The organism is Arthrobacter zhaoxinii (assembly GCF_025244925.1).
GTDB classification, from domain to species: domain Bacteria; phylum Actinomycetota; class Actinomycetes; order Actinomycetales; family Micrococcaceae; genus Arthrobacter_B; species Arthrobacter_B zhaoxinii.
The window spans coordinates 2,884,932-2,908,575 of the sequence record NZ_CP104275.1; the positions used below are offsets into that span (position 1 = coordinate 2,884,932).

General features: G+C 66.7%; 22 protein-coding genes. 7 read left to right on the top strand and 15 right to left on the bottom strand.

The features are described 5' to 3' along the window. Positions 1–21 precede the first annotated feature (21 nt). The 7 genes from N2K95_RS13445 to N2K95_RS13475 all read right to left on the bottom strand — a co-directional run bounded on the left by N2K95_RS13445 (position 22) and on the right by N2K95_RS13475 (position 9,913). On the bottom strand, positions 22–903 hold the full coding sequence (locus N2K95_RS13445; protein WP_255790744.1) for an NAD(P)H-hydrate dehydratase: 882 nt from the start codon (positions 901–903) through the stop codon (positions 22–24). Continuing rightward, the gene (locus N2K95_RS13450) at positions 884–1,624 is read right to left on the bottom strand and encodes a histidine phosphatase family protein (RefSeq protein ID WP_260651938.1); all 741 of its coding nucleotides are present in this window, start codon (positions 1,622–1,624) and stop codon (positions 884–886) included. Before N2K95_RS13450 ends, N2K95_RS13445 begins: the two co-directional genes overlap by 20 nt. Positions 1,625–1,662: 38 nt before the next feature. Further along, positions 1,663–2,895 (bottom strand): MFS transporter, encoded by a 1,233-nt coding sequence (locus N2K95_RS13455; protein ID WP_260651939.1) that lies wholly within the window; start codon positions 2,893–2,895, stop codon positions 1,663–1,665. A gap of 34 nt (positions 2,896–2,929) precedes the next feature. Beyond that, positions 2,930–3,676, bottom strand: coding sequence for a respiratory nitrate reductase subunit gamma (narI, locus tag N2K95_RS13460; RefSeq protein WP_260653815.1), 747 nt, complete (start codon positions 3,674–3,676; stop codon positions 2,930–2,932). Between the two features lie 65 nt (positions 3,677–3,741). Next, entirely contained in the window at positions 3,742–4,440 is a 699-nt protein-coding gene (gene narJ / locus N2K95_RS13465) for a nitrate reductase molybdenum cofactor assembly chaperone (protein WP_255790748.1), read from the bottom strand. Then, entirely contained in the window at positions 4,437–6,194 is a 1,758-nt protein-coding gene (gene narH / locus N2K95_RS13470) for a nitrate reductase subunit beta (protein ID WP_260651940.1), read from the bottom strand. Before narH ends, narJ begins: the two co-directional genes overlap by 4 nt. Beyond that, the gene (locus tag N2K95_RS13475) at positions 6,194–9,913 is read right to left on the bottom strand and encodes a nitrate reductase subunit alpha (RefSeq protein ID WP_260651941.1); all 3,720 of its coding nucleotides are present in this window, start codon (positions 9,911–9,913) and stop codon (positions 6,194–6,196) included. The genes narH and N2K95_RS13475 overlap by 1 nt, the downstream gene beginning before the upstream one ends. Before the next feature lie 150 nt (positions 9,914–10,063). On the opposite strand from N2K95_RS13475, the gene N2K95_RS13480 reads away from it, so the two are divergent. Genes N2K95_RS13480 through N2K95_RS13490 form a run of 3 tightly spaced genes read left to right on the top strand, consistent with a single transcriptional unit; the run spans position 10,064 to position 13,096 of the window. Next, positions 10,064–11,017, top strand: coding sequence for a 1,4-dihydroxy-2-naphthoyl-CoA synthase (locus N2K95_RS13480; protein WP_260651942.1), 954 nt, complete (start codon positions 10,064–10,066; stop codon positions 11,015–11,017). A 7-nt stretch (positions 11,018–11,024) separates the two neighbouring features. After that, positions 11,025–12,161, top strand: coding sequence for an AMP-binding protein (locus N2K95_RS13485; RefSeq protein WP_260651943.1), 1,137 nt, complete (start codon positions 11,025–11,027; stop codon positions 12,159–12,161). A gap of 50 nt (positions 12,162–12,211) precedes the next feature. Continuing rightward, a complete protein-coding gene (locus tag N2K95_RS13490) occupies positions 12,212–13,096 on the top strand; it encodes a 1,4-dihydroxy-2-naphthoate polyprenyltransferase (RefSeq protein WP_260651944.1) in 885 nt (294 codons plus the stop codon). Between the two features lie 14 nt (positions 13,097–13,110). On the opposite strand, the gene N2K95_RS13495 is transcribed toward N2K95_RS13490, so the two are convergent. Further along, positions 13,111–13,416, bottom strand: coding sequence for a DUF4229 domain-containing protein (locus tag N2K95_RS13495; protein WP_260651945.1), 306 nt, complete (start codon positions 13,414–13,416; stop codon positions 13,111–13,113). A gap of 84 nt (positions 13,417–13,500) precedes the next feature. Between N2K95_RS13495 and N2K95_RS13500 the strand changes: the two genes are divergently transcribed. Next, positions 13,501–13,881 (top strand): PLD nuclease N-terminal domain-containing protein, encoded by a 381-nt coding sequence (locus N2K95_RS13500; RefSeq protein ID WP_260651946.1) that lies wholly within the window; start codon positions 13,501–13,503, stop codon positions 13,879–13,881. Between the two features lie 136 nt (positions 13,882–14,017). Here N2K95_RS13500 and ccsB read toward each other — a convergent pair whose 3' ends face one another. From ccsB to N2K95_RS13525, 5 genes are all read right to left on the bottom strand, one after another. After that, entirely contained in the window at positions 14,018–15,046 is a 1,029-nt protein-coding gene (gene ccsB / locus N2K95_RS13505; protein WP_255790756.1) for a c-type cytochrome biogenesis protein CcsB, read from the bottom strand. Then, positions 15,046–16,767, bottom strand: coding sequence for a cytochrome c biogenesis protein ResB (gene resB / locus N2K95_RS13510; protein WP_407080085.1), 1,722 nt, complete (start codon positions 16,765–16,767; stop codon positions 15,046–15,048). The genes ccsB and resB overlap by 1 nt, the downstream gene beginning before the upstream one ends. Positions 16,768–16,828: 61 nt before the next feature. Continuing rightward, positions 16,829–17,626: a cytochrome c biogenesis CcdA family protein gene (locus N2K95_RS13515; protein WP_260651947.1), complete on the bottom strand. Its 798-nt coding sequence runs from the start codon at positions 17,624–17,626 to the stop codon at positions 16,829–16,831. A gap of 5 nt (positions 17,627–17,631) precedes the next feature. Continuing rightward, positions 17,632–18,267 (bottom strand): TlpA family protein disulfide reductase, encoded by a 636-nt coding sequence (locus N2K95_RS13520; protein ID WP_407080086.1) that lies wholly within the window; start codon positions 18,265–18,267, stop codon positions 17,632–17,634. A 59-nt stretch (positions 18,268–18,326) separates the two neighbouring features. Further along, positions 18,327–18,989: a histidine phosphatase family protein gene (locus N2K95_RS13525; protein ID WP_260651948.1), complete on the bottom strand. Its 663-nt coding sequence runs from the start codon at positions 18,987–18,989 to the stop codon at positions 18,327–18,329. Positions 18,990–19,148: 159 nt separating this feature from the next. On the opposite strand from N2K95_RS13525, the gene N2K95_RS13530 reads away from it, so the two are divergent. From N2K95_RS13530 to N2K95_RS13540, 3 genes are all read left to right on the top strand, one after another. Further along, positions 19,149–19,688 (top strand): YceI family protein, encoded by a 540-nt coding sequence (locus tag N2K95_RS13530; RefSeq protein WP_260651949.1) that lies wholly within the window; start codon positions 19,149–19,151, stop codon positions 19,686–19,688. 207 nt (positions 19,689–19,895) lie between these two features. After that, a complete protein-coding gene (locus N2K95_RS13535) occupies positions 19,896–20,585 on the top strand; it encodes a hypothetical protein (RefSeq protein WP_260651950.1) in 690 nt (229 codons plus the stop codon). A 358-nt stretch (positions 20,586–20,943) separates the two neighbouring features. After that, a complete protein-coding gene (locus tag N2K95_RS13540; protein WP_260651951.1) occupies positions 20,944–22,605 on the top strand; it encodes a hypothetical protein in 1,662 nt (553 codons plus the stop codon). On the opposite strand, the gene N2K95_RS13545 is transcribed toward N2K95_RS13540, so the two are convergent. Both N2K95_RS13545 and N2K95_RS13550 read right to left on the bottom strand, forming a co-directional pair. Beyond that, entirely contained in the window at positions 22,602–23,363 is a 762-nt protein-coding gene (locus tag N2K95_RS13545; RefSeq protein WP_260651952.1) for a redox-sensing transcriptional repressor Rex, read from the bottom strand. The genes N2K95_RS13540 and N2K95_RS13545 overlap by 4 nt on opposite strands. Continuing rightward, the gene (locus N2K95_RS13550; RefSeq protein WP_255790764.1) at positions 23,363–23,614 is read right to left on the bottom strand and encodes a glutaredoxin family protein; all 252 of its coding nucleotides are present in this window, start codon (positions 23,612–23,614) and stop codon (positions 23,363–23,365) included. Before N2K95_RS13550 ends, N2K95_RS13545 begins: the two co-directional genes overlap by 1 nt. Between the last annotated feature and the right edge of the window lie 30 nt (positions 23,615–23,644).

The following is a 23,644-nucleotide window of genomic DNA, read 5'->3' on the forward strand; positions in this document are numbered from 1 at the left end:
TCCCCCGGGTTACACCCTGTGCTAGTTCAGCTCCGCGATCACCGGCGGCATCGCTTCGAGCAGTTCCCGTGCCAGGAAGCTGAGCGGACCCCGCGAGGCGGAGAGCCGGTCCCCGCTGACGGCATGCAGGTACGTGCCCCAGCAGGCCGCCTGTTCGGGCGTCGCCCCGCGGGCCAGGAATCCGCCCACCGCACCGGCCAGGACATCGCCGGAGCCCGACGTCCCCAGACCGGAGTTCCCGGCAGGCACCTCCCAGCTCCTTCCGTCGGGAGCGGTAATGACGTTGTGCGCGCTGACCACCGCGGAGTATTTCCGGGCCACTTCCAGGGACGCTTTCGGCAGGTCCAGGGAGTCTTCGTCGGCATCCTCGTCCTCGAGGAGGCGCAGGATTTCGGCGCCGTTCGGGGTCAGGACCAGCCGTCCGGCCAGGGCATCGTAAAGTTCCGGCAGCCCGGGCAGCACGCCGAGAGCAAAGGCATCCAGTACCACCTGGGTCTTCTCCCCGAGCAGCGGAACCACTGACTGCAGGAGCGCTGCTGCCTGCTCGGCGTCATCCAGGCCCGGGCCGATCACCACCGCTGACGCCGTTGAAAGTTCGGATTCAAGCACTTTGCCGGCCGCGCCGCCGTCAATGCCCCCGTCTTCCTCGGGCAGTCCCACCACCCCGGACTCGGGGATGGCCACGGCGACGGCGATAGCTGCCGAATCCGCCAGCGCCATGGTCAGGCGGCCGGCGCCGACGCGCAGCCCGGCAAGCCCGGTCAGCATCACCGCTCCCGGCGTGCTGCGGGCTCCGCCGATCACCAGCACGGTGCCGCGGTCCTCCTTGCCGGAGGCCTCGGTGGAGAGCCGCCAGCCGCGCAGCAGCGCGGGGGTAACAAGCTCAGCGGGGGTGGATGTCATCAGTTTCTCCTGCATGTTCGGTTACGGGTGCTCCGCCGTCCTGCAGGTGGAGCACGCTGTTAAAGGTGTGCAGCTTCCAAGGCCCGGTGCCGTCCGGACGCACAAGTCGGGTCACGGAGCCGTTGCGCACGCTGTTCGCGGCTGCGGTGTCCAGCAGTTCCTGCTCGCTCATCCGTTCCAGCACGTAGCGGATCAGCAGGATCACGGCGTCGTGGCAGACCACGGCCACCCTTTTGCCGTCTTCGTCGTCGTCGAGGTCACGGAACACGGAGCGCAGCCGGAGTGCGACGTCGGCCCATGACTCGCCGCCCGGCGGCCGGTACGCGAATTTGCCCAGCCAGGACCGTCGTTCGGCTTCCTCGGGGAAACGTGCCGCAACGCCGGCGGAAGTCAGCAGGTCCAGGATCCCCAGTTCCCGGTCCCGAAAGCGTTCATCGACGCGCATGCCGCCGGTGATGCCGGGAAGCCCCGCGAGTTCGGCCGTTTGCCGGGCCCGCAGGTAGGGCGAGCACCAGACGGAATCGGGCAGCTCGTCGGCAGGCAGCCCGGCAATCCACCGGCCAAGCGCCGCCGCCTGCTGCTCGCCGTCGGCGCTCAGCGGGACATCGGGGTCCCGCCAGGGAAGGTCGATACGTTCGGCGCCCTCGCGGTCGGCGCGGGTAGCGGCCACATTGCCGGCAGATTCGCCGTGGCGGACCAGAATCAGTTCAGTTGCACCCATGCTCCGACTCTACCCGCCGGGCTCCGAAGGCCAAGGGCTCAGGTACCGGAGCGAGTGTCCACCCGGCCGCCGTTGCGCACCGTGAAGGTCAGCAGCAGGGCGACGGCGGCGAAGGCTGCGAGCAGCATGAGGCCCACGAAATAGCTGCGGTTCGCCGGATCATAGGTTGCCCCCATGACCAGCGGCGGGAAGTAGCCGCCGAGCCCGCCGGCGGCGGCAATAATCCCGCCGACGGTACCCACGTCCTTCGCCGGAGCGGCACGGCCCACCCAGGCGAACACTCCGCCGGTGCCGAGCCCCAGGAACAAGGCCATCAGGATGAACGCCGTGCCGTAGACCTCCTCCTCCTCGGGCCGGAGGGCAACAATGACGGCCAGGACCGCCGTGCCGGCAAAGGACGCGAGCGTGACCAGCTTCGGCCCCACCTTGTCCGCGATGGTTCCGCCGATCGGGCGGGCGATGACAGCGGCCACGGCGAAGCCTGCGGTCCGGGTTCCTGCCGCGGTCGCGTCGTAATCGTAGACATTGCCCAGATACGTGGGCAGGTAATTGGAGAACGCCACAAACGCACCGAACACCACCCCGTACAGGAAGCACAGCTGCCAGGTGACGCGCAGGGTGAAGGCGTGGGTGATCTTCGGCAGCACCGGTTCCGTGGGTTTTGACCAGGCCGGGGATTCACGGAGGATCAGCCAGCTCAGCACCGCCATGGCTGCGACGACGACGGCGATGGTGATGTGGGTGCCCATGTAGCCGACGGCGGCCACCAGCCGCGGGGTGAAGAACGCCGACACGGCCGTCCCCACCATGCCGGCCCCGAACACCCCGGTCGCGAAGCCCTTCCGACTGCGTTCGTACCAGGCGGAGCAGAAGGGGATGCCGATGGCGAAAACGGTCCCGGCGATGCCGAGGAAGAACGCGATGACCACCAGGAACGGGAAGTTGCCCTGCTGGCCGACGATTCCGGTGAGCAGCACCAGCGGCGCCGTCACGCCCAGGATCACGGTGAACATGACCCGGCCGCCGTAGCGGTCCGTCAGGGCGCCGACGGGGATCCGGGCCACCGAGCCCACCAGGATGGGCATGGCCACAAGGACCGAGGTCTGTCCGGCGCCCAGGTCCATGTCTGCGGCGTAGCGGCTGGAGAGCGGCCCGATGATCGTCCAGGCCCAGAACCCCACTGTGGAGGCAATGGTTGCCACGATCAGGTTCCGCAGCTGGCCGGACCGGAGGTCCGCGCCTGCGGCCGGAGGAGAAGATGCTGTGGACATGGGCTGCCTGCCTTCCGCCGGATGAATTCAGTTCCTAAGGACCGCCCGGACGGTCCCGATCGGGGGTCCCCACGGGGTCCCAGCCGCCGCGGGGCGTCCTCGACCCCGGAACCGGCCGCCGGCCCCGTGAGCGGTAGACGATGTAGGGCCGGAACAGGTAGTGCACGGGCGCGGTAAACGCATGGACCAGGCGGGTGAAGGGCCAGAGGGCAAAGAGCACCAGCCCGAAGACCGTATGGATCTTGAAGGACATGGAGGCAGCCGTCATTCCCGTGATGTCGGGCTGCAGGATGAAGACAGAACGGAACCACGGCGCCACGGTGTCCCGGTAGTTGACGATGTTCGTGTCGAAAACGGAAAAGACCGTGGTCGCCAGTCCGGTCAGGATCGCCGCCAGCAGGAAGATGTACATCCCCTTGTCGTTCCGGGTGGTGGCCATGAAGACCGGGCCCGTGGCCCGGCGTCGGTAAATCAACAGCACTATCCCCACCAGCGTGGCTACGCCGGCCAGGATGCCCACGCTCAGGGCGAAGAAATGGTAGGTGTCCTCGTTGAGTCCGATCGCGTCCATCCAGGTTTTCGGAATCACCAATCCGACGAAATGCCCCACAATCACCGCCAGGATCCCGAAGTGGAAGAGCGGGGAAGCGATGCGCAGCAGCCGTGACTCGTAGAGCTGGGATGACCGGGTGGTCCAGCCGAACTGGTCATACCGGTACCGCCAGATGGAGCCGAGCACCAGGATGGCCAGCACCAGATAGGGCAGCACTCCCCACAGCATGACGTCGTCCACGCCCACCTGCACGTCCCCCGGCGGCGGCACGTCCCGAGGCGCAGGTACGGCAGTCACGGGTGGCTCCTTTCGCTCACCGGGAGCAGCCGTGAGCTGTACGGTTCCAGGCCCACGGTTTCGGTCGGCGGGCCGTAGCCCGCCGTTCGCATCACGGCGGCCTGGGTCTCGGGCGAAACACCGGGAAGGGTGGAGCAGACCAGGGTCAGGACGCCTTCGTAGGGCAGGCTGTCGTCCCGCAGGGCCAGCCGGAGCAGTTCCACTGACGGACGGTAGCGCTGCAGCAGTTCGTACCCGTCCTCCGGAGACACCTTGGCGGCGAATTCCAGCACCAGGGGCAGGTAGTCCGGCAGCTCGGTGCCTTCCGGCAGCACGCCGTGGGAGCGGTAGATCTCCTTGAAGGCAGCGAGCGCCTCGCCCCGGCGCCGGGTATCACCGTCGGTCCAGTAGGTCAGGTGCAGGCTGTGCCGCTTGGACAGGTCGAATTCCTGCACATAGGCCGCCTGCACGTCCGGCAGCGGCCGGGACGACAACCAGGCGAAGAGAGGTTCCAGCTCCCCGGCCGGCGCCCCGGCTTCGGCCAGGGCCGCGCGGATTCCCGGGATCAGCTCCACCAGCTGCTCGTCGGGGTATTCGAGCAGCAGGGCCGCGGCCTGCCGGATCACCCGGCTGCGGCCGGGCCGGGCATCGGCGTAGGGCTCGGGCGCGAGGGTGCCCTTCCCGGGTTTGCCGAGCAGCTTCTCCAGCAGGCTCATTTATCCGCCCTGCCTTGATCCGAGCCAGGCCCGTCGCCCTCTGCCTGGTCGTATCCCGCACCCAGGCCCTCACCGGCACCCTCATCGGGTGCGCCGCGGTTGTTATTGGCCGGAAACAGCCCCTGGGGGGAGCCCCGCCCGTCCCAGTTGAGCAGGTTCACCCGCCCGCCCAGGTTGCCGTTGCCCGTCGGGTCCTCCCCGCGCTGCCGGGCCTGCAGGGCTTCGAAGTTCTCCACCGCCACGGGCATCGGCCGCCCGGAAGCCTCACCGAAAACCCCTGTCTGTCCCATCCCGGGGCCGCCCTCCACGTCCAGCGAACAGCCGATCTCCTCGAGGTTGTGCGCATCCTCCGCGTGCGCGGCGGGAATCACGTACCGCTCCTCGTACTTCGCAATGGCCATCAGCCGGTACATCGCAACAATCTGCGCGCCGGTCATACCGACGTCGGCCGCAATCTGCTCGTCAGGCTCATCGCCCAGGGTGATGTTCCGCATGTAGGCGCGCATGGCGGCAAGCTTCCGCAGCACTGCGGTGACCAGATCGGTGTCTCCGGCAGTGAACAGTTCGGCGAGGTATTCCACCGGAATCCGCAGGGCCTCGATGGCGCCGAAGAGATTCTCCGCCGCTTCGCCGTCGTGCCCCTGCTCCTTCAGCACGTCCACGATGGGGGACAGCGGCGGCACGTACCAGACCATCGGCATCGTCCGGTATTCGGGGTGCAGCGGCAGCGCCACCCGCATTTCCTTGGCCAGGGCGTAGACCGGCGAGCGCCGGGCTGCGTCCAGCCAGTCCTCCGGGATGCCTTCGGCCCGTGCGCCGGCAATGACCTCCGGATCGTTGGGGTCCATCATCAGGTCCAGCTGGGCCTCGTACAGGTCCTGCTCGTTGGGCACGGATGCGGCGGCAGTGACCCGGTCGGCGTCGTACAGGAAAATCCCGATGTACCGCAGCCGGCCCACACACGTTTCGGCGCAGACCGTCGGGATGCCCACCTCGATCCGCGGATAGCAGAACGTGCACTTCTCCGCCTTGCCGGAGCGGTGGTTGAAGTACATCTTCTTGTACGGGCAGCCGGTGATGCACTGCCGCCAGCCCCGGCAGCGGTCCTGGTCCACCAGCACAATGCCGTCCTCTTCGCGCTTGTAGATTGCACCCGAAGGGCAGGAGGCCATGCAGGAGGGATTCAGGCAGTGCTCGCAGATCCTCGGCAGATAGAACATGAAGGTGGAATCGAATTCCAGCTTCACCTTCTCCTCCGCGTCCCGGCGCATCTTCTCCAGCACCGGGTCCTGCCCGCCGGTCCGCTCGGACCCGCCCAGGTCATCGTCCCAGTTGGCCGACCAGGTGATTTTCATGTCCTTGCCGGTGATCAGGGACTTGGGCTTGGCCACCGGAAAGTCGTTGCCGGCCGGTGCGTTGATCAGGTTTTCGTAGTCGTAGGTCCAGGGCTCGTAGTAGTCGTTCAGCTCCGGCTGGACCGGGCTGGCAAAAATGCCGAAGAGCTTGGCCAGCCTCCCGCCGGCTTTGAGCTTCAGCCGGCCGCGGCTGTTCAGCTCCCAGCCGCCCTTCCACCGCTCCTGGTCTTCGTACCTGCGCGGATACCCCTGCCCCGGCCGGGTTTCCACGTTGTTGAACCACACGTACTCGGTGCCGGCCCGGTTGGTCCAGGCCTGTTTGCAGGTCACCGAACAGGTGTGGCAGCCGATGCACTTGTCCAGCGCCATCACCATTGCTGTCTGCGCCATGATCCGCATCAGTACTGCACCTCCTGGGAACGTTTGCGCACCACGGAGACAATGTCCCGCTGGTTGCCGGTGGGGCCGAGATAGTTGAAGGCCCAGGACAGCTGGGCATACCCGCCGATCATGTGGGTGGGTTTGACCAGGATCCGGGTCACCGAATTGTGGATGCCGCCGCGCCGGCCGGTGGCCTCGGACTTGGGCACGTCGATGATGCGTTCCTGCGCGTGGTAGACGTAAATCACTCCGGCCGGCATCCGGCTGCTGACAATCGCCCGGCCCACCAGCACCCCGGAGTTGGACACGCATTCCACCCACTCGTTGTCCGATACCTCGATCAGCGCGGCGTCCTGCGGGCTCATCCATACCGATGTTCCGCCGCGGGACAGGGAGAGCATCAGCAGGTTGTCCTGGTATTCGGAGTGGATGGACCACTTGTTGTGCGGGGTCAGGTAGCGCACGGCCACGGAGAGCTCCCCTCGGGTGCCCAGCTGCGGTTCACCGAACAGGCGGTGCATGTCCAGCGGCGGCCGGTAGATCGGCAGGGCCTCGCCCATGTCCAGGATCCAGTCATGGTCGAGGAAGAAATGCATCCGACCGGTGAGGGTGTGGAAGGGTTTGAGCCGTTCGATGTTGATCGTGAACGGCGCGTAGCGCCGGCCCCCGGTCTCGGAGCCGGACCATTCCGGGGAGGTCAGCACCGGCGTCGGCCGGTCCTGGGTGTCGCGGAAGGTGATCTGCCGGTCCTCGGCGCCCTCGGCCAGATCCGCCAGCGGCGTGCCGGTCCGTTTCTCCAGGGTCCGGAAACCCTGCAGTGCCAGTTCCCCGTTGGTGGTACCGGAAAGCAGCAGGATCGCTTCGGCCATGCGCGCATCGGTGTCCACCGCCGGGCGGCCCGCCGCCGCGCCCCGGTCAAAGACGCCGTGCTTGCGGGCCAGCTGCGCCAAAGGCCGGGATACGTCGTACTTGACGTATTTGGTGGTGAATCCCAGTTTGTCCGCCAGCGGCCCGACGGCGGCGAACTTCTCGGCGATGGCCGTATAGTCCCGCTCCACCACGGCAAGGGAGGGCAGGTTCTTTCCGGGGACCGCGGGGATGTCCGTGCCCTTCCAGTCCGGGGCGTGCCCGCCGGGCTGCGCGATCTCCCCGGGAGTGTCATGGGTCAGCGCCGTGGCCACCAGATCCTTTCGCACGCCCAGATGCGTCGCGGCCTGCCGGGAGAACTCCTCCGAGAGCAGGCGGAACAGATCGTAATCCGTCTTCGCTTCCCACGGGGGCGGGATCGCGGGCGTGAACGCGTGGACGTAGGGGTGCATGTCCGTGGAGGAAAGGTCGTATTTCTCGTACCAGGTGGCAGCGGGAAACACGACGTCGGACAGCAGCGTGGAGCTCGTCATCCGGAAGTCGGCGGAGACCAGCAGGTCGAGCTTGCCCTGCGGTGCTTCGTCGCGCCAGACGACGTCGTGCGGCCGGGACTCGCTGTGATCCGCACCCATCACATTGTTCAGCGTGCCGAGCAGGTGTTTCTGGAAATACTCCTCCCCCTTGGCGGAGGAGCCCAGCAGATTCGACCGCCACAGGATCAGCGTCCGCGGCCAGTTTTCCGGGGCGTCCACGTCCTCCACGGCGAACCGGAGCCGCCCGTCCTTGAGTTGCTGCGCCACCCACCCCGGCTCGTCGGTCGCCTCGCCCCGGGCCACCCCGGCAGCCGCCTCGTCGGCGACGTCGAGGGAGTTCTTTGCATCGAACTGGGGGAAGAAAGGCATCCAGCCCATCCGGGTGGACTTCGCGATGACATCGGCGGTGTGCAGTCCGCGCAGGTGTCCGCTGGCCAGGGGTGACTGCATCGAATCGGAGGAGTAGCCGTCGGAACGGAACTGGTCGGTATGCATGTACCAGAACGCGGTGCCGATCATGAAGCGCGGCGGCCGGTTCCAGTCCCCGGCCGAGGCCATGGCCGCCCAGCCGGTGATGGGCCGGCACTTTTCCTGGCCCACGTAGTGGGCCCAGCCGCCGCCGTTGCGGCCCTGGCAGCCGCAGAGCATCAGCAGCGCCAGGATGGCCCGGTAGGTCACGTCCCCGTGGTACCACTGGCAGATGCCGGCGCCGAGGATAATCATGGACCGGCCGTTCGATTTCTCCGCGTTGGCTGCGAAGTCCCGGGCCGTGCGGATCACTGCTTCCGGGGCCACGTTGGTGATTTCCTGCTGCCACGCCGGAGTGTAGGGGGTGCCGGCGTCGTCGTAGCCCGCCGACCAGTCCCCCGGCAGGCCGTTCCGCCCGAGTCCGTACTGGGCGAGCATCAGATCGAACACGGTGGTCACGGTTTTCCCCGCCACGGTGGTCACCGGCACGCCGCGGCGCAGCACGGACCCCGCGCCTCCGGGGTCCGTAAAGGCGGGCAGGTCCACCCGGCTGGTCCCCTGCCGGACGGTAGCGGCATCTGCGATGGACAGTGCCGGCACCACACCCTGCAGGTCCAGGTTCCATTTGCCGGCGTCGGCCTCGTTGTACCGGAATCCCACCGATCCGTTGGGCACTACCGGGGTGCCGGCACCGCGGTCCAGCAGGACCGTCTTGAACGCGGAGTCGGAGGCCTTGGCTTCGCGGCGTCCCAGGTCCGCGGCAGTGAGGAACTTCCCGGGCACCACGGTGCCGTCGTCCCGCTCCTCGAGCGTGACGAGGAACGGCAGGTCGGTGTACTGCAGCACGTAGCCTTCGAAGAACGGCACGCGCCGGTCCACGAAGTTTTCCTTGAGGATCACGTGTCCCATGGCCATGGCGAGCGCGCCGTCGGAGCCGGCGGCGGCAGGCAGCCATTCATCCGCGAACTTCGTGTTGTCCGCATAGTCGGGACTGACGGAGACCACCTTGGTCCCGCGGTAGCGCCCTTCCACCATCCAGTGCGCATCCGGGGTGCGGGTCACCGGGATGTTGGACCCCCACATCATCAGGTAGGTGGCATCCCACCAGTCTCCGGATTCCGGGACGTCCGTCTGGTCGCCGAACACCTGCGGGCTGGCCACGGGGAGGTCCGCATACCAGTCGTAGAAGCTGTTCATCACCCCGCCGATGAGGTTGATGAACCGCGCTCCGGCCGCGTGCGACACCATGGACATCGCCGGAATCGGCGAGAAGCCCGTACAGCGGTCCGGCCCGTAGTTCTTGATCGTCGAAATGTGCGCTGCGGCCGTCATCTCCAGGGCTTCGGCCCAGCTGGAGCGCACCAGTCCGCCCTTGCCGCGGGCCTGCTGGTACGTCCGGCGGCGCTGCGGGTCGCGGACAATCTCTTCCCAGGCCAGCACCGGGTCTCCCGTACGCCGTCTGGCCTCCCGGTACATTTCCAGCAGCACCCCGCGGATGTAGGGGAACCGGACCCTGGTGGGCGAATAGGTGTACCAGGAAAAGGCCGCACCGCGGGGGCAGCCGCGGGGCTCATACTCCGGCCGGTCCGGCCCCACCGAGGGATAGTCGGTTTCCTGCGCCTCCCAGGTGATGATCCCGTCCTTGACGTACACCTTCCATGAACAGGACCCGGTGCAGTTCACGCCGTGGGTGGAGCGCACCACTTTGTCGTGGCTCCACCGGTTCCGGTAGAAGGCGTCTCCCTCACGGCCGCCTTCGCGGAACACGGCCCGGCCGTCACCCGTTTCGTCCCACCGGGTGAAGAACCTGCCGAGAGAGAGCATTGCATCGGATGCGGGGCCATCGATCCCCGAAACGGAACCAGCCATACCTCCAAGCTTGGGGCAGGGGTGCCCGGAGCCGACAGGGGTAAGCGGAGAACTGCCTCCGGACGGGGGCACACCGGCGCCCGGCGGGTGCTTTTGGCGAGCGGGAGCCCGCCGTCCGGCGGTTTTGTCCACTGGCGATAAACTCGGTTTGTGAGCACAGAACTTCCAACACAGGTGTCCGATATCTTCGACCCGCAGCAGTGGCGTCTCGTTTCCGGGTTCGAGGACCTGCAGGACATGACGTACCACCGCCAGGTGGAGCGCGACGCCGACGGCGGCGTTGTGCGTGACCTGCCGACCGTGCGCATCGCGTTCAACCGTCCGGAAGTCCGCAACGCCTTCCGCCCCGGCACCGTTGACGAACTGTACCGGGCCATGGACCACGCCCGAATGACACCCGATGTTGCCACCGTGCTGCTCACCGGCAACGGCCCCTCCCCCAAGGACGGCGGCCACTCGTTCTGCTCCGGCGGGGACCAGCGGATCCGCGGCCGGGACGGGTACCGTTACGCCGAGGGTGAGACAAAGGAAACCATCGACCCGGCACGCGCCGGCCGGCTGCACATCCTGGAGGTGCAGCGCCTGATGCGCACCATGCCCAAGGTGGTCATCGCCGTGGTCAACGGCTGGGCCGCCGGCGGCGGGCACAGCCTGCACGTGGTCTCGGACCTGACCATCGCCTCGCGCCAGCACGGCAAGTTCAAGCAGACCGATGCAACCGTGGGCAGCTTCGACGCCGGCTACGGCTCGGCGCTGCTGGCCCGGCAGATCGGCCAGAAGAAGGCCCGCGAGATCTTCTTCCTGGCCCGGGAGTACTCCGCCGAGGACATGGTGGCCATGGGCGCCGTCAACGAAGCAGTGGACCACAAAGACCTCGAGAAGGTCGCCCTGGAATACGCCGCGGACATTGCCCGGCAGTCGCCGCAGGCGATCCGCATGCTCAAGTTCGCGTTCAACCTGGCCGACGACGGCCTGGCCGGGCAGCAGGTCTTTGCGGGCGAAGCCACGCGGCTGGCCTACATGACGGACGAGGCGGTGGAGGGCAAGGAGGCATTCCTGGCCAAACGCGACCCGGACTGGTCCTCGTTCCCCTACTACTTTTAGGACCTCCTTGGAACTGCTCCCAGTCCTGATTACCCCCGGCTTCGACGCCGGCATGCTGCTCTCCCCGCTGGCCGACGCGCTGGCCGGGGAAGGCCCCGCGGTGGCACCGCACACCGATCCGGCCCAGACCTTCACCGGTGAACTGCCCAATGACGACATTGCCCTGGTGGTCAGTACCTCCGGCTCAACCGGCACCCCGAAGCAGACCATGCTCAGCACGGACGCGCTGGCTGCATCCTCGATGGCCACCGCCATGGCCCTGAAGTCCGACGGCCAGTGGCTGGCTGCCCTGCCGGTCAATTACATTGCCGGAATCCAGGTCCTGGTCCGCTCCCTGTATGCCGGAACGCAGCCGGTCTTCATGGACCTGTCCGTGCCGTTCAGCGCCGAGGTGTTCACCCGGGCCGCGGAAGACATGACGGACCGCAACCGCTTCACCTCGCTGGTACCCACCCAGCTCCACCGCCTGCTGCAGGATCCGGCGCCGGAAACCCTGCGCGTGCTGCGCCGGTTCAACGCCATCCTGCTCGGCGGCGCACCGGCCGGCGCTCCCCTGCTGGAAAAGGCCCGAGGCTACGGGCTGAACATCGTGACCACCTACGGAATGAGCGAAACGTGCGGCGGGTGCGTTTACGACGGCGTGCCGCTGCCCGGCGTCGACGTCATCCGGTGGGAGGGGCGCCTCTGGATTGCCGGTGACGTCCTTTCGGACGGGTACATGGGCCGGCCGGACCTGACCGAGGACCGTTTCCGGTTCAACTCCGGACGCCGCTGGTTCCGCACGGATGACACCGGCACAGTGGACGACGCCGGCAAGGTCACCGTCTCCGGCCGGCTGGACGACGTTATTGTCAGCGGCGGGATCAAGATCTCCGCGCAGGCCGTGGCCGAAGCCGTGGAGACTGTGGACGGCGTAGAACAGGCGTTTGTTCTGGGTCTGGACGACGCCGAGTGGGGCTCCCGTGTGGGCGCCGCCGTCGTCGGCAGCGTGGATCCGGAACTGGTCCGCAACGCCGTCCGCTCCAGGCTCGGCGCCGCCGCGGTCCCAAAGGTGGTCCTCCTGCTTGAATCCCTGCCCCTGCTGCCCAACGGCAAGGCGGACCGAATGACCCTGCTGCGGCTGCTGGCCGCCGCGCAGCACTGAACCGCCGCTTTCCCCACCTGTCTCAACTCAAGAACTAAGGAAACAACACCGTGGCTACAGCCGCCCAATGGTTAGAAGGCGCCCGTCCCAGGACGCTGCCGATGGCGATCGCGCCGGTCATCATCGGATCCGCCGCCGCCTACGATCTCGGGGACTTCCACCCCGTCCGGGCCGTCCTGGCTGCCCTGATTGCCGTGCTGCTGCAGATAGGCGTGAACTACGCCAATGACTATTCCGACGGCATCCGCGGTACCGACGACAACCGGGTGGGCCCGCTGCGGCTGACCGGTGCCCGGCTGGCGTCCCCGAAACAGGTCAAGTACGCGGCGTTCAGCTGCTTCGCCGCGGCCATGCTGGCCGGAGTGGCCCTGGTGCTCCTGGCCGGCACGCCGTTCCTGATCCTCGTGGGCGTGGGCTGCGTCGCTGCCGCCTGGGGGTACACCGGCGGCAAGAACCCCTACGGATACCGGGGGCTGGGCGATGTGTTCGTCTTTATCTTCTTCGGGCTCGTGGCCACACTGGGCACCACCTACACGCAGGCGCTGGAAATCAACACAGCCGCGGTGCTGGGCGCCGTCGGTACCGGCCTGATCGCCATGGCCCTGCTGATGGCCAACAACGTCCGCGATATTCCCACGGACCGGGTGGCCGGAAAACGGACCCTCGCGGTGCGGCTGGGTGACGGCGGAGCGCGGATCAGCTACGTGATGATGCTGGCCCTGGCACTGCTGCTGCCGCTCTTCATCGCAGGCAGCTACCCGTGGATCCTGCTGGTGCTGCTGCTCATTCCGGCATGTATCCTGCCCTGCGGGCTGATGCTCACCGGCAAGAAGGGCTCCAGCCTGATCCCGGTCCTGAAACACACCGGACTGATCAACCTCGGCTTCAGCGTGCTCTACGGCGCCGGACTCGTCATCACGCGGCTGCTGGCCTAGCTTCCGCCGGCGGGCTACGCCTCGCGGCGGCGGTCGTTGTCGATCCGGACGTCCGGGTTTTCGGCCACCAGGGTGTCCTCGGCCGCCGAATCGTCCAGTTCGCCGCGGTTGCGCTTGGGTGCGCGTTCCTCAGTGAAGCGCCGCTGCACGGTACGGGCTGCTTCGTCCCGCATATCGCGGGCAAAGAGGTAGGTCACGCACCAGGCCAGAACTGCGGCGGCAAGCGCCGAGAGCAGGAGCCCCAGCTGCAGCAGCATGCAGATCACAAAGAAGACGGCCACCAAACCCAGGCGGAGAGCAGTAAATTTCCAGAAAGCCACGCCTTCATTCTAGGCGCTCGGCGTCCTGAGCGTTCCTTCGGTTCATCCGGCGCCGCCGGTGGCGGGCTCCACTACAATGTCCGTATGCCCCGTCTAGTCTTGTTCGGCGTCATCATCGTCGCTGCTGTGATCATTTACGCCGTCATCGACTGCATCATGTCCCGCGCCGATGAGGTGCGCAGCATCTCCAAAGTGTCCTGGCTGTTCACCATCATCCTGATTCCGGTCCTGGGCGCGCTCCTCTGGTTCCTCTTCGGCCGCCCCACCGGCGGTTCCAACGGAGGTTCCGGCCCGCGTGAGCCGCGGCGCCCCTCGGCCCCCGACGACGATCCCGAGTTCCTGCGCAACCTGGAGATCCGGCGCCGCCAGGAACAAAAGGAAGCCGAACTGCGGGCCCGTGAGGCCGAGCTGCGGGCGAAGGAAGGCCGCGGCACACAGAACGACGACGACAAGCCCGGCACGTAGGGGCCCGTTCAACGGCGGGCCTTGCCGCTTCCGACGCACCGCCTCTGCAGCCGATCAGCCCGTAAAAAAGACCCGTTCCGGATGGTTCCGGAACGGGTCTTTCTTTGTACTGCTGCGGGCGGCTCTGCCCCGCGGTTTAGACGCCGGAGTAGCTGTGCAGACCGGAGAAGAACATGTTCACGATCGTGAAGTTGAAGACCACGCAGAGGTAGCCGACGATCGAAAGCCAGGCGGAACGGGTGCCCGTCCAGCCGCGGGTGGCACGGGCGTGCAGGTAGCCGGCGTAGACCACCCAGATGACGAAGGTCCACACTTCCTTGGTGTCCCAGCCCCAGTACCGGCCCCAGGCCTGTTCGGCCCAGATTGCTCCGGCCATGAGGGTGAAGGTCCACAGCACGAAGGCAACGGCGTTGATCCGGTAGGACAGATTCTCCAGGCTCTGCGCAGAGGGCACGATGCGCATGAACGGCAGCCGTTCCTTGCGGCCGGAGCGGATCCGGGTCTCCCGGTCCGCCTGCAGCAGCTGCAGCACGGACATGGCGAACGTCAGGGTGAACAGTGCCGAGGCGATCACGGCCACGGAGACGTGGATGATCAGCCAGTAGCTCTGGAGCGCGGGAACCAGGTGGGCCACCGGCGTCGGGAACCCGATGGTGGCGGCCATCATCATGACCAGCACCAGGCCGAGCACCACGGTGCCGAGGAAACGGAGGTCGCGGCGGGTCAGCACCAGCAGGAACACCACGGCGACAACGAGGGCGCCGGTGGTGCAGAACTCGTACATGTTGCCCCACGGAACCCGGTGCGCGGCCATGCCGCGGGTGATGACGCCCGCCGCGTGGATAGCGGCGGCGAGCACGGTCAGGGCCACGCCCACCCGTGCTGCGTTGCGGCGCGGACCGGTGTAGCCCATGGCGCTGTCGGCGGTCTGTGCTTCCCGGCTGCCGTCCGCGTCCCAGTCCCGGGCCGAGCCGTTGCCGGCCCCGGCGGGGACGGTTTCCCGCACGGCGGTCTTTTCTTCAAGCCGGCTCTCCACCGCCCGGATGGTCTTGCTGCTCTTAGCGAGGTCCCACGAGAAGGCCAGGAAGGCGATCGTGTAGGCAAATGCCGCCAGCAGCATAAAGAGCTCGCTGTAACTGGCGAGGGTGTAATCGATGGAGGGCATTACCGGTCCTTACGTGATTCTTCTGCGGCGCTGCTGTCCGCCGATGCGTTTGCGGGTACGCTGACCCGCCCAACATTGTGTGCCTGCGGGTCCTGCGGTGCCAACCACTTCGCGGCAAACAGCCCGCGGAGGGCAGCGGCTTCACTGGTGAGCCGGGGATCTTCGCCCCGGGCCAGGAGCCCGTATTCAACCATGACCCGGCCGTCCGGATGCTGGCCTGCCCGGACCCAGACCCGCCGGCGCGCCAGGAACAGCGACGCCGCGAGGCCGGAGAGGGCAAGCACCGCAAACACGAGGACACCGGTTTTCGCCGGGTCGTAATGGATGTCCAGTGCGGCGTACCGCTTGAGGCCGTCGAAGGTGATTGAGCCCTTGCCGTCAGGCAGTTCGTAGGTCTCGTTGGCACCCAGGACAATGCCGCCGGCGTCGAGGTCGCGGTTATTCAGCGGCGTCAGGTCTTCGGTCTCCAGCACATAGACGTTGGAGGGCACGCCTTCGTCCAGCCCCAGGTCTCCGAAGTAGGAGTTGAGGTTCAGCTGGGGGTTGATCGGATCGGGATCACCGGAGTAGCTGACCCCGGCGTCGTCAATCATGGCGGTCGGCAGGAAGAATCCGACGAAGCCCAGCTGGTCGGGCTTGGCGTCCGGCGCCTTGATCACGGCGAGGGAGGTGTACATGGCATCGGTGGGCACCGCTACAACCGGGCCTTCCAGGGCCACGTTGCCCTCGCCGTCGCGCACGGTCACTACCGGAGCGTAGCCGTTGCCGACCAGGTACACCCGGGTGCCGCCCAGAGTCAGGGGTGAGTTGACCTTCAGGACCTGTTCCTCCGGCTCGGCGTCCGGGTCTTCCTTCACCGTCACATTGGCGGTGAAGTCCAGGGGCTGGCCGTAGTGGGTTTCGGATTCACGGTCGAATTCAATGTCGAACTTATCCAATGTCAGCGAGTACGGGCTCAGCTGGCTTTCGGAGAAGTTGGAGCCGGGCGTGAAGGTGTCATAGCTGACCAGGGTGTTGACGAAGGACTCGCCCTCCACCACGATCTTCTGCCCGCTGTAGCCGAACAGCCCGCCCAGGGCCACGCAGGCCAGGACACCGATGAGGCTGGTGTGGAAGACCAGGTTGCCCAGTTCCTTGGCGAACCCGCGCTCGGCGCCGACGGAGGGCCGGTCACTGTCCGCATCCCTGACATCCACGCGGTAGCCGCGGCGGCGCAGGATCTTCGCGGCGTCCCGCACGGCGTCCGCCGGGCTGAGCGACGCGTGTGCCGGAACTGCCAGCGTGCCGTATTCGGGCATCCGGGAAAGGCGGCTCGGCGTGCGCGGCGGCTTGGAGCGCATGGCCTTGTAGTGCGCCTTCGCCCGGGGAATAACGCAGCCGATCAGTGAGATGAACAGCAGCAGGTAGATGGCCGAGAACCAGACGGAAGAGTACACGTCGAAGAGCTGGAAGCGGTCCAGCCACGGTCCTGTTTCGGGGTTGTCCTTGAGGTACTGCGTCACCACCGAGGGATCGGCGGGGCGCTGCGGAAACAGTGATCCCGGCACGGCGGCGACGGCGAGCAGCAGCAGCAGGAACAGCGCCGTCTTCATGCTGGTCAGCTGGTTCCAGGCCCAGCGCAGCGTGCCAAGCAGCCCCAGTGCGGGCAGCGCGACGTCGTCCCGGCGTCCCTTGGCGGGGCGGGGGTTGGACGGGCGGGGCGTTGTTGCTTTGTCTGTCACGTCATCCGGTTCCGGGGTCAAAGTGTTCTCATTGGTCGTGTGTTCTTCACTGGTTTAGGCATCAGATCGGCAGGGTCACGTTACCCAACCAACCTTGGAGCTGGTTGATCCACAGGTTCCAGACTCCGCTGACCATCAGCAGGCCGAGGGCAATCAGCATGCCTCCGCCGAAACGCTGCAGTGCCAGGCGGTGGCGGCGGAAGATGCCCAGGGCACCCATTCCCCGGCGGAACCCGATGGCGATGAGCAGGAACGGCAGCCCCAGCCCGAGGCAGTACACGAAGGTCAGCAGTGCGCCCTTGGCGGCGCTGGCGTCGCTGCCGGAAAAGGAAAGCAGCTGGACGGCGGAGAGTGTGGGGCCGATGCACGGCGCCCAGCCCAGGCCGAAGGTGATGCCCAGCACCGGGGCACCCCACAGTCCGGCCGGAGGTTTGGCTTCGATCTTGCGGTCCCGCTGGAACCAGCTCATGCCGCCCATAAAAACTATGCCGAGCAGGATCACAACGAGACCGAGGACCTGCGAAATCCATGCCTGTTCGGAGCCTTTCAGCCATGCGCCCAGCTGCCCGATTCCGGCGCCGAGCGCAACGAAGACCACGGAGAACCCCAGCACGAACAGTCCGATACCCGCGAACATCCGGCCCCGGCGCTGCTTCTGCAGGTCAACACCGGTGAGTCCCGTGACGTAACCGAGGTAGCCCGGCACCAGGGGCAGCACACAGGGGGAAAGGAAGGATACGAGCCCGGCCAGGGCCGCCACCGGGATGGCCAGCAGCACGGAGCCGTTGAGCACGGTATCGGCAAACGTATTGGCAGTGGACTCGGCCACCGGGGCCACGACGGCGGGGAGGAAGGACACTGTCCCTACGCTGCCAGCGCGTCGGTGATGAGGGCCTTCAAGGTGCCCTTGTCCGCCAGTCCGAGGATGCGGGCCGCCACACGGCCCTGCCGGTCCAGCACCAGTGTTGTGGGTACGGCCGACGGCGGGACGAAGTTGGTCATGGCCAGCAGCACGCCGCCGTCCTTGTCCCGGAAGCTCGGGTACGGAATGTTGAAGTTCCGTTCGAACGCTTCCGCGGTTGCCTTCTCGTCCCGAATGTTCACGCCGTAGAAGCGTGCGCCGTCGCCGGCAAAGTCATCATGCAGCTCCACCAGGTCCGGGGCTTCCTTCCGGCAGGGAGCGCACGCGGCGTACCAGAAATTGAGCACGACGACGTCGCCGGTCCAGTCGGAGGATGCCACCTCGGTGCCGTCGAACAGGGTTCCCGTGAGCTGCACGGCTTCGCCGCGCTCGGAGGGATCGTATTCGGTCACCGAGCCGTCTCCGGCAATGTAGTTCTTGTTGTCTCCTGCGTTTGCCTGCTCGGCCAGCGGGTCATCCGTGGAGCAGCCGGCAGCGGTTGCGGCAAAGGGGACGGCAAGGGCCAGTCCGGCACCGAGCCGGAGGAAGGAGCGGCGGCCTAAGGACTCCGGTTCAGCAGGGCGTGGGCGGTTCTTCAAGGATTTCCAGCTTTCATCGCGGCAGGGAGAAGCCACTTCTACAACGCGTAGTAATTCTATTATGCTCCCGGAACATTCGCTGCACCGGGGAGGAGGTCCTCGCTCGGCTCTGCGTAGCGCACGCCGGTGAGCACGGCGCCGTCGAACTCCAGGGTGGTGACGGAGGTGAGGGTGCACTCGCGCTGGCGGGGATCGTGCCAGAGCTTTTTACCCTCAGCTGCCAGCCGGGTGACCCAGATGGGCAACTGGTGGCTGACCAGAACGGCTTCGGCGTTGTCTCCGCCAAGTTCCACGGCGCGCAGTCGTGCGTCGTCGACGGCGGACATCACGCGGGCCACCTGCTTGGCATACGGCTCACCCCAGGACGGGCGCATGGGATTGCGCAGGAGCGGCCAGTACCGCGGGTTGCGCAGCTGGCTCTTGATGCGGGACATACCTTCAAAGCGGTTCTCCGCTTCGAGGATCCGCTCATCAGTGACGATTTCGAGGTTCAGTGCAGCTGCCAGCGGCGCCGCCGTTTCCTGGGCGCGGGTCAGCGGAGACGCGGCCAGGTAGACGAGGTTGGCCCCCTGGCTGCGCTGTTCGACGAAGTGCTCCGCAACCCGGTCCGCCATCTGGCGTCCCAGGTCCGACAGATGGAACTCCGGGAGGCGGCCGTACAGAACCTTGTCGGGATTGAAGACTTCACCGTGGCGCACGAGGTGTATGGATGAGCGGGACATGTGTCCCAGTTTCGCAGAGTTGGGGCCAGCAGCTAAATTATTGGATCTCGCCGCAGATTTCACTTGAACCTTTAACCAAACCGTGCAACACTGTATGCAAATGCATGAATATGCCGCCCGGGAGCCTCCCGCCGGCACAGCAACCATAAGGAGCTCTCCATGATCCCCAGCGGCCTCACCACCGGAACCTGGAATTTCGACGCCTCCCACAGCGAAGTCGGCTTCACCGTCCGTCATGCCGGCATCAGCAAGGTCCGCGGCAACTTCGACAAGGTTGAGGCTACCCTTACGGCAGGCGAGACCCTGGCGGAAACCACGGTCACGGCCGTGATTGCCGCTGATTCCTTCAACTCCAACGATGCGAACCGCGATGGCCACGTCAAGGGCGCGGACTTCTTCGACGTCGAGCAGTTCCCGGAACTGACCTTCACCTCCACCGGCATCGAGGGCTCCGGCTCCGATTTCAAGGTCACCGGCGACCTGACGATCAAGGGCATCACCCGCTCGGTAGTCATGGATGCCGAGTTCAACGGTGTGGCCGTGGACCCCTTCGGTGCCACCCGCTCCGGTTTCTCCGCCAGCACCGTGATCAGCCGCAAGGACTTCGGCCTGACGTGGAACGCTGCACTGGAAACCGGCGGCGTGCTGGTAGGCGACAAGGTCACCATCAACGTTGACGCAGCCTTCGTGGCTGCCTAGCAACCTCCCCATTCCCCCCCCACAGGGCAGCCCCGGACCTCTCGGTCCGGGGCTGTATTTTTTGCAGCCATCTTTCCGGGACCCCTGACCCTCCGAAGCCTGCGGCGCTACGCTGGTTACTTGGCTGCGGGGGGCGCCCCCGGCCATTTCCCGCCGATGGCACACCCGTCCAGCCGCTCCAAGCCACCAACCAGCAGGCAGGCGGACATGAGTACACCAGAGAACACTCCCGAGCCAGGCCGCGACCCGAATTACCCGAATAACCCCCAGGTGCCCGGCCGTTCCGGGGCTCCCGGCGGCCCCCCGGTGCCCGGCGGTTCCGGGGCTCCCGGCGGACCTGCTGATCCCGCGCCTCGTCCAGTCCCCCAGTACGGCCAGTATGCTCCAGGCCCCTACGCCTCCGGCCAGGCCTCCTATCCGACGCCGCCGCCGGTCAACCCTGCAAAGGGCGCCCCTCCGCGCGAGGTCGTCACCGGTTCGTGGCTGATCATCGCGGCAGGTGTGTTGAGCCTTATCAACAACGTGATCACGTCGTTCAGCCTTCCCTCCCTGCTGACGTCCCAGGAGCAGCAGACGTTCAACGACGCCGGATTGGATGAACGGAGCATGACCACCTTCCTTATTGCCTTCGGCATTGTCGTAGCGCTGATCAGCTTCGGAATCTACGTACTGATCGCGCTCTTTGTCCGGCGGGGAAAGAACTGGGCCCGTATCCTCGGCACCGTGTTTGCCGCCTTCTCGCTGATTGGCATCTTCACGATGCTCGGCGCCTACTTCACCTCACCGCTGAGCCTGATCTCGCTGGCTTCCAGCCTGCTGGGAATTGCGGGCATTGTGATGCTGTACCTGCAGCCGTCCAATCCGTACTTCCGCAAGGCTCCGCTGTACCCCTACTAAGCAGGCCTACTGAGAAGTCCCGGCGGTATCCGCCGGGACTTCTCCCCTGCCGGGCCGGGTTCTGCGGAGTAGGGGTCACAGGCCGGTCTTGCCCGCGTAGCGTTGTGTTCTCTTCCGGCGATGGGTTGCTTCCGCAGGGCGCGCCGGAGGATGCCGTTCCGCCGTGAAGGGGAGGACCATGGCCGCACTGCTTCCCAACCCGCCACACCAGAAGAAGCGTCTGCCGCTGCGCTATCTGCACCCATCAGCCGGTGCTCCGGGCAATGCCGGGCCCGACATTTTGATTCCCGAACCGCCGCCGTATCCCCCGGCAGTATCGGGGAGTACTACAGCATCCGGCGGTTCAGGTGAATCCAGCGTGCCTGCTACCGGCGCCGGGCCGGACAGCGGCAGGCATGGCGCCTACCTTTGGCTTCAAGCGGGCCTGCGCGGTGCCTTCGCCTGGCTGGGGACAGGGCTGCGCGGCATCTTCGCCTGGCTGGGGACAGGGCTGCGCGGCATCTTCGCCTGGCTGGGGACAGGGCTGCTCGGCATCTTCGCCTGGCTTGGGACAGGGATACGCGGCATCTTCGCCTGGCTTGGGACAGGGGTGCGCGGCGTCTTCGTTTGGGTCCGTGCCGGGGCGCTGGGCACCTATGCCTGGGTCCGCAGCCTCGCTCACCGTACGTCCGATCACGTCCACTCCGGGGCGCATGCCGTCTCGCTGCAGGTCCAGGCCGGAGCTTCCGCGACGACAGCGGCAGCACACACCGGCGCTGTTCGGGTACGCAGCGGGGCGCACGCTGTCTCGCTAGGGGTCCAGGCCGGAGCCCGCACAACCTCCGCCGCAGCTCATGCCGGAGCCAACAGGGTTACCAACTGGGTCCGCACAGCGACCCGCACCGTCTGGAGTTGGATCCAGGCCGCCGCACACGGCGTATCGGAGGCTGCGCGGACCGTGGCGCACGCCGTCGTAGTCTCCGCCCAGGCCGCTGCGCACGCCACCGCCGTCGCAGCCCGCACCACAGCCCACGCCGTTTCAGTCTCCGCCCAGGCCGTCGCGCACGGCGTATCGGAAGCTGCGCGGACCGTGGCCCACGCCGTTGTTATCTCCGCCCAAGCCGTCGCGCACGCCACCACCGTCGCAGCCCGCACCACAGCGCACGCCATTTCGGTCTCCGCCCAGGCCACCGCGCACGCCGTATCGACAGCTGCCCGGACCGTGGCCCGCGCCGTCGTCATCTCCGCCCAGGCAACCGCGCACGCCACCGCCGTCGGAACCCGCACCACAGCCCACGCCGTCGTCATCTCGGCCCAAACGACCGCGCACGCCACCGCCGCCGCAGCCCGCACCACAGCCCACGCCGTTTCAGTCTCCGCCCAGGCCACCGCGCACGCCGTATTCATCGCGGCCCGCAGCACGGCACTCTTTGTGTGGGTCGTAGTTCGCACTATCGCCCGCATCGTTGCATTTGCTGTCCGTATCAGTGCACGCGCCGCCGCCATGCTGGTCCGCGCTGTCCAGCGTCATCTGCCGGCAAACACCGGCAATCCCGTTCCTGCCATAGCTGCCGCTTGTGTCTTGATCGCAGGTTCCGGGCTGGTCAACCTTGGCGGCACTCTCTCTACGGTTTCCCGCATGGCCGTACCCGAGTCGCTGCCGCCGATGCTGGCACTCCTCGAACGATACGGAGTCACCGGCACCCACTATGTCAGGACCATCGCCGCCGTCGAAATCGCGTATGCCCTGGTGATCCTCGGAATTGCACTCCTGCTTGCGGTTACCCTCCGGGACAAGCGCCGCTGGGCGCGGATCGTCTCGGCGCTGCTTGCGGGAGCAGCACTCTTTTATGCGCTCAATGCGGGAACGGGGACCCAGGCGGCGGCGGCAGCCCTCGCCGCGGCAGGAGCCGGCATCACCTTTACCAAGGGAGCAGCTCCGTGGTTCCGCCGGCGGACCTACGAAAGCGAACCGGTCCCGGACGAGCCTTTCCCGACGGATCAGATCCCGGCCGAGCTGCTCCGGGCAGATCGGTCCTAGCGAGCCAGGCGTGCCCGGGCGGCGATCTGCGATGCCTGGGCACGCTGTGCGTGGTACGCCAGGATCTGGAGTTCGGTTGCCATGTCCACCTTGCGGATCTGGACATTCTCCGGTGCCTGAAGCACCACGGGGGCAAAGTTGAGGATGCTGGTTATGCCTGACTCCACGAGTCGGTCGCATAGGTCCTGGGCCACCTCGGCAGGCACCGAGAGCACAGCCATGTTCGCCCTCGTCTTTGCCAGTACGGCTTCAAGTGAGTCCACCGGGCTGATCCTCAGCCAGCCCACTTCCTGGCCGATCACCATCGGGTCGGCGTCGAACAGTGCCACCACCTCGAAGCCCCGGGAGCCGAAACCGGGATAGCCTGCCAGCGCCCGGCCCAGGTTGCCTGCACCGACTATGGCCACCCGCCAGTTCAACGTCAGGCCAAGCGCGGCGGAAATCTGTCCGCTGAGATACAGAACGTCATACCCCACCCCCCGGGTCCCGTACGACCCCAGATAGGACAGGTCCTTCCGCAGCTTGGGCGAATTCACGCCGGCGGCTTCGGCAAGCTCCTCCGAGGACACCCGCTCCCTGCCGTCACTGAGCATGGCGGTCAGCGCACGGAGGTATATGGGCAGGCGGGCCAACGACGCCGGCGGTATATGCCGCTGGGCAGCGGCACCTGCCGCCGAGGTTCCGGCAGATGATGATTCGCCGTTCTCTGTTTCCCGCTCCAGCTCCGTGGGCTTTGAACGGATCTCTTCGGGTGCCATTACGCTCCCAGCAGGCGCCGCAGCCGTGATTCGTCGATTGTCCAGAAGTCCCGCTGGACTCCGTCGATAAACAGCACGGGGATCTCCTCGCCGAAGCGTGCGGCCAGTTCCGGTTCGTCTTCGGCGCTGCGTTCCTGCCACGCAACACCAAGGTCCTCCCCCACGCGCTTGAGCACCAGCCTGGCATCTTCACACAGGTGGCATCCCGGTCGGGTAAGGAGGACTACTTGCGGTCCGGCGGATTCGCTCATACCTCCAAAATAGCCCCATATCGTCCTATC